The sequence below is a fragment of the Actinoplanes sp. NPDC048791 genome (assembly GCF_040650095.1).
GTDB lineage: Bacteria > Actinomycetota > Actinomycetes > Mycobacteriales > Micromonosporaceae > Actinoplanes.
The window spans coordinates 1-4,693 of sequence record NZ_JBEZGQ010000678.1; the positions used below are offsets into that span (position 1 = coordinate 1).

3 protein-coding genes are annotated in these 4,693 nt (G+C 73.5%); 1 reads left to right on the plus strand and 2 read right to left on the minus strand.

Translation table 11 applies throughout. The annotated features are described in order from the left end of the window. Positions 1-3,369 (minus strand): ABC transporter ATP-binding protein/permease (locus AB0C29_RS34320; RefSeq protein ID WP_360829217.1); only part of this gene is annotated, 3,369 nt, incomplete at its 3' end. Positions 3,370-3,558: 189 nt separating this feature from the next. Here AB0C29_RS34320 and AB0C29_RS34325 point away from each other — a divergent pair. Further along, positions 3,559-3,846, plus strand: coding sequence for a DUF1905 domain-containing protein (locus tag AB0C29_RS34325; protein ID WP_360829220.1), 288 nt, complete (start codon positions 3,559-3,561; stop codon positions 3,844-3,846). Positions 3,847-3,855: 9 nt separating this feature from the next. Here the strand turns inward: AB0C29_RS34325 and AB0C29_RS34330 are convergent. After that, positions 3,856-4,693: metallophosphoesterase (locus tag AB0C29_RS34330; protein ID WP_360829223.1), on the minus strand; the 838-nt coding region annotated here is incomplete at its 5' end.

Genomic DNA, 4,693 nt, shown 5'->3' on the forward strand with positions numbered 1-4,693 from the left:
GCGGGACAGCGCCGCGCGCTTTGAGGTCGAGCCGACCACCGTGACGCCGTGCTCGCGCAGGGCCCGCCACAGCTCCAGCTCCGTCGTGACGTCCAGCGCGGACGACACGTCGTCGGCGATCAGCAGCTCCGTGCGCGGCGCCAGGGCCCGGGCCAGCGCCAGCCGTTGCAGCTGGCCGCCGGAGAGCCGGGTGCCCTTGTGGCCGATCAGCAGCTGCAGGCCGCCGCCGGCCGCCGCCAGGTCGTGCTCCAGCTGCGCGGTGCTCACCGCGTCGGCGGCGTCCACCTCGTGGCCGAGCTGGATGTTGTCCGCGACCGTGCCGGACAGCACCCGGGGCAGCTGGGCCACGTAACCGACCTGGTTGGGCCGCAGGAACACCTCCGGCTCGTCCACCGGCCGGCCGTTCCAGGTCAGCGACCCGGTGTGGTGCACGATCCCGGCCAGGGCCCGCAACAGCGACGACTTGCCGGCGCCGACCGGGCCGACGACCAGCACCAGCTGGCCGCGCTCGACGACCAGGTCGATGTCCTGGGCGCCGACCGTGCCGTTCTCGTGCACCGCGCTGAAGCCGGACAGCTCCAAGGTGCGCAACGGGTTGCGCGGCGGAGCCGGCGGCGCGTCCGCGGTCCCTTGGGCGATGTCCACGCCCGGCACCTCCGACGAATACTCCGACACCCCGGCCATCGCCACCGTGCGGCGCGTCCACACCCGGGCCGACGGGAAGTGCGACACCAGCGAGGCCGTGGTCCACGCGAACCACCGGGCCGCGCCCAGCGTCGCCACTGCGATCAGCGTCGCCGCCGCCGACAGGTTGCCGGCCAGGTACATCGCCCAGGCGGCGATCGGCAGCAGGCCGCTGACGACCGACGGCGTGGAACGGGCCCACACCTGGATCGAGATCTCCCGGCGCTGCCGGTCGCTGCGGGACGCGTCCAGCCCGGCCAGGTGCTCCAGCACCGAGCTGGTCGCGCCGGCCAGCTTCACCGTGCGCGCCGCCGACTGTGAGGACACCAGCGCGGTCGCGAACGCCGCGCGGGCCGCCACCGTGTGCCGGGCCGCGCGTTCCAGCCGGGGCCCGAACAGCGTCGCGGCCAGGCCCGAGATCACCATCGTGCCGATGAAGAACGCGGCCGGCACGAACGACCGGGAGGCCGCCGTCATCGCCACGATCATGACCAGGCTGACGCTGGTGTCGATCAGGTTGTCGGCCAGCATGACGACGCGTTCGGTGTCGCCGCCCTGGGCCACGACCTCGGCCGGGGTGTACTTGCTGACCCGGCGGGGGCCGATCTGGCCGTGCACCAGCCGCATGCTGATCCGCAGCATCTGCCGGACCCACCACTCGGGGAACCAGGCGCCGGTGTAGTACAGCGCCGGGATCGCCACGATCAGCCCGGCGGTGATGCCGATTGCCGGCCACATCGGATCGCCGACGTTGTCGACGACCTGCGACCACAGCAGCGGCAGGATCGCGCCGTCCAGGCCGAGCAGCACCAGGACGAGGAACAGCGAGATCGCGGCGAGACCGTACCGCGGGTCGTTGGTGGTCAGCCGGGCGATCTCGCGCATGGTGCGCGCGCGGGGGGCCGGCGGCAGCGGCGGCGGATCGGCCAGCGGCAGCGTGTTGCCCAGCTCGGTGCGCAGCGGCTCCTCCGGCTCCCGTTCGAGCAGGGCCACCCCGCCGGACGTACGCGCGGGCGCCGTGACGTTGGAGCTCGCGAGCAGCTCGGCGAAGCGCTGCGAGGCGAGCAGCGGCCCGGCCTCCAGCACCTGGCCGTCGGCGAGCACCACGACCTCGTCGCAGCGCCGCACCGAGGACAGCCGGTGCGCGACGATGACGCCGATCCGGCCCTCGAGCAGCCGGTCGGTGGCGCGCTGGACCCAGGCCTCGGTGACCGGGTCCATCCGGGCGGTGGCCTCGTCCAGGATCACCACGTGCGGGTCCCGGACCAGGATCCGGGCGAACGCGACCAGCTGCTCCTGCCCGGCGGAGAGCACGTAGCCGCCCTCGCCGAGCCGGGTGTCGATGCCGTCGGGCAGCGCGTCGGCCCACGAGGTCAGGCCCAGCTCCTCCAGCGCGGCGCCGGCCCGCGGCAGCAGCTCCGGGTCGAACAGCGCGATGTTCTCGGCCAGGGTGCCGGCCAGGATCTCGGTGCGCTGCGGGACGATCGCCGTCCACCGGCGCAGCCCCTCGACGTCCAGGTCGACGATGTCGGTGCCACCGAGGAAGACGGTGCCGCGGGGCACGTCGACGGCCCGGGTGAGCACCTTGGCCAGCGTCGACTTGCCCGAGCCGGTGCGCCCGATCAGCGCGTAGGACCGGCCGCGGGCGAAGGACAGGTTGATGCCGCGCAGCGCCGGCGGGCGCCCGGAATCGGCCTCGCCGTAGCGGAAGGTCAGATCCCGGACGTGCAGGTCGCCGTCGACCGGCGGCAGCCCGGCGGTCGGCTCCTGGGGTACGGCGCGCAGCGACTGCACGCGGCTCCAGGCACCGAGCGCGTTCTGCAGCTCCGGCACCATCCGGGTGACGTGCTCCAGCGTGCCGCCGAAGCCGAGCGCGAGCAGCCACACCGCGGTGAGCCGGGCCCCGTCGACATGCCCGGCGGTCAGGGCCCAGGCGCCGACGAGCACGAGGGCCGCGATCAGCACCCGGGTGATCGCCCCGGCGCTGAGCGTCACCCGCGACGACGTGGTCCACACCTTGCGGCCGCGGATCAGCACCTCACGGGCGCGCTGGGCGTAGAGCCGACGGACGTACGGGGCGGCCAGGCTGGTGCGGACGTCGTCCTGGCCGTGGACGGACTCCTCCATCACGGCGGCCAGGTCGGACCAGGCCTCCTCCTCGCGCACCCGCAGCGGCGAGATGCGCTGGACCGGTTTGGTCAGCACGGCCACCAGCAGGATCGAGACGAGCAGCATGCCGATCCCGGCGGGCCACCAGGCGAAGAAGGCGGTGACGATGGAGAGCACCGCCACGGCGAGGGACTGGGCCAGCCGGACGCCGCTGCCGCGCAGCTCGGAGCCGACCTGGTAGACATCGCTGTCGATGCGGTCGAGCAGCTCGCCGACCGGGGTGTTCTCCAGGGCCGGCAGCTCCTGGCCGAAGGCGACCCGGCACAGGCCGCGGCGCACGGTGGCCGCCCAGTCGGCGGTCAGCCCGGCGACGACCAGGCCGACGATGACGTCGCTGAGCACGGACACCACCAGGGCGATGGCGAGCAGCGTGAACAGCGGCACGGACCGGTTGACCAGGACTGCACCGGCGAGGCCGAGGGCGCCGGCCTGCCCGGCCGCGCCCAGCACGATGAGGACCGCCACGAACCCGGTGCGCCGGGGCGACGTCGCCCATAAGTCGCGGAGCAGGCGCATCGAAAGTCCTCACGGATAGGGGAAGGCGGTGACTCCATCCTGCGGTGCGCGCGGGTGCGGACTCAACGCAATTACGAGGCCGCGGGCTATCACGTGCGTCACCATGGCGGGGATGTCGAGAATCCGGTATCGGCTTCTACACCTGGGTGACGGCGCCCGCCGGAGGCGCCCCGGCACTGGGAGCAGACGATGACACGGACCGCCGGACCGCTCGACACCGAGTTCACAGCCGTGCTGGAGAAGAGCGGCGCGGACAACGGCTGGACGTACGTGATCATGCCGGGCTCGGCGGAGCTCTTCGGCACCCGCGGCCTGGTCAAGGTCCGCGGCACGGTCGACGGTGAGCCGTTCACCAGCTCGTTCATGGCGCTGGGCGACGGCCGGCACAAGCTGCCGGTGAAGACGGCCTTGCGCCGCCGCATCGGCAAGGAGGAGGGTGCCAGCGTGACCGTGCACCTGCTGGAGCGCCTGAACTGACCGCCGGGCTCAGGCCGCGTGCAGGGTGAGCAGCGTGATCTCGCTCGGCGCGAAGATGCGGAACGGCGGCCCCCAGAAACCGGTGCCACGCGAGGTGTAGAGCTGGGTGCGCTCGCCGTGCCGGCTCAGGCCCTGCAGCACCGGCTGGTCCAGCCGGACCAGGTAGTGGAAGGGCCACATCTGCCCGCCGTGGGTGTGGCCGGACAGCTGCAGGTCGACGCCGTGCGCCACCGCGCCGGTGATCTGCTGCGGCTGGTGGGCCAGCAGCAGCACCGGCAGATCCGGGTCGGCGCCGGCCAGGGCGGCCTCGTGGTCCATGTGGTGGCCGGGCACACCCGAGCCCGCGGCCGTACGGTCGTCGACCCCGGCCACGACCAGGCTGTCGCCGTTGCGGGTCACCACGACGTGCCGGTTGTGCAGCGCCTCCCAGCCCAGCGAGGCCATGTGCTCGACCCAGCGCTGGGCGCCGCTGAAGTACTCGTGGTTGCCGGTCACGTAGACCCGGGCCAGCCGGGCGCGGACATCGCCGAGCGGGGCCGCCTGCTCGCGGCGCTGGGCCACCTCACCGTCCGCGATGTCGCCGGTGTGCGCGACCACGTCGGGCTCCAGCGAGTTGACGACGTCGACGACACCACGCGACCAGCGGGCCCGGTCGATCGGGCCGTAGTGGGTGTCGGTCAGCAGCACGACCTTCAGGCCGTCGAGCCCCTTACCGAGCCGGGGGATGCGCACGTCGATGCGGCGGACCCGGGAGACGCGCATCGCTTCGGCGTACCCCCAGAGGAGCAGGACCGTCGCGACCACCGCGACCGACGCCGTGACGATCCGGGACCGGGCCGGGTCGGCG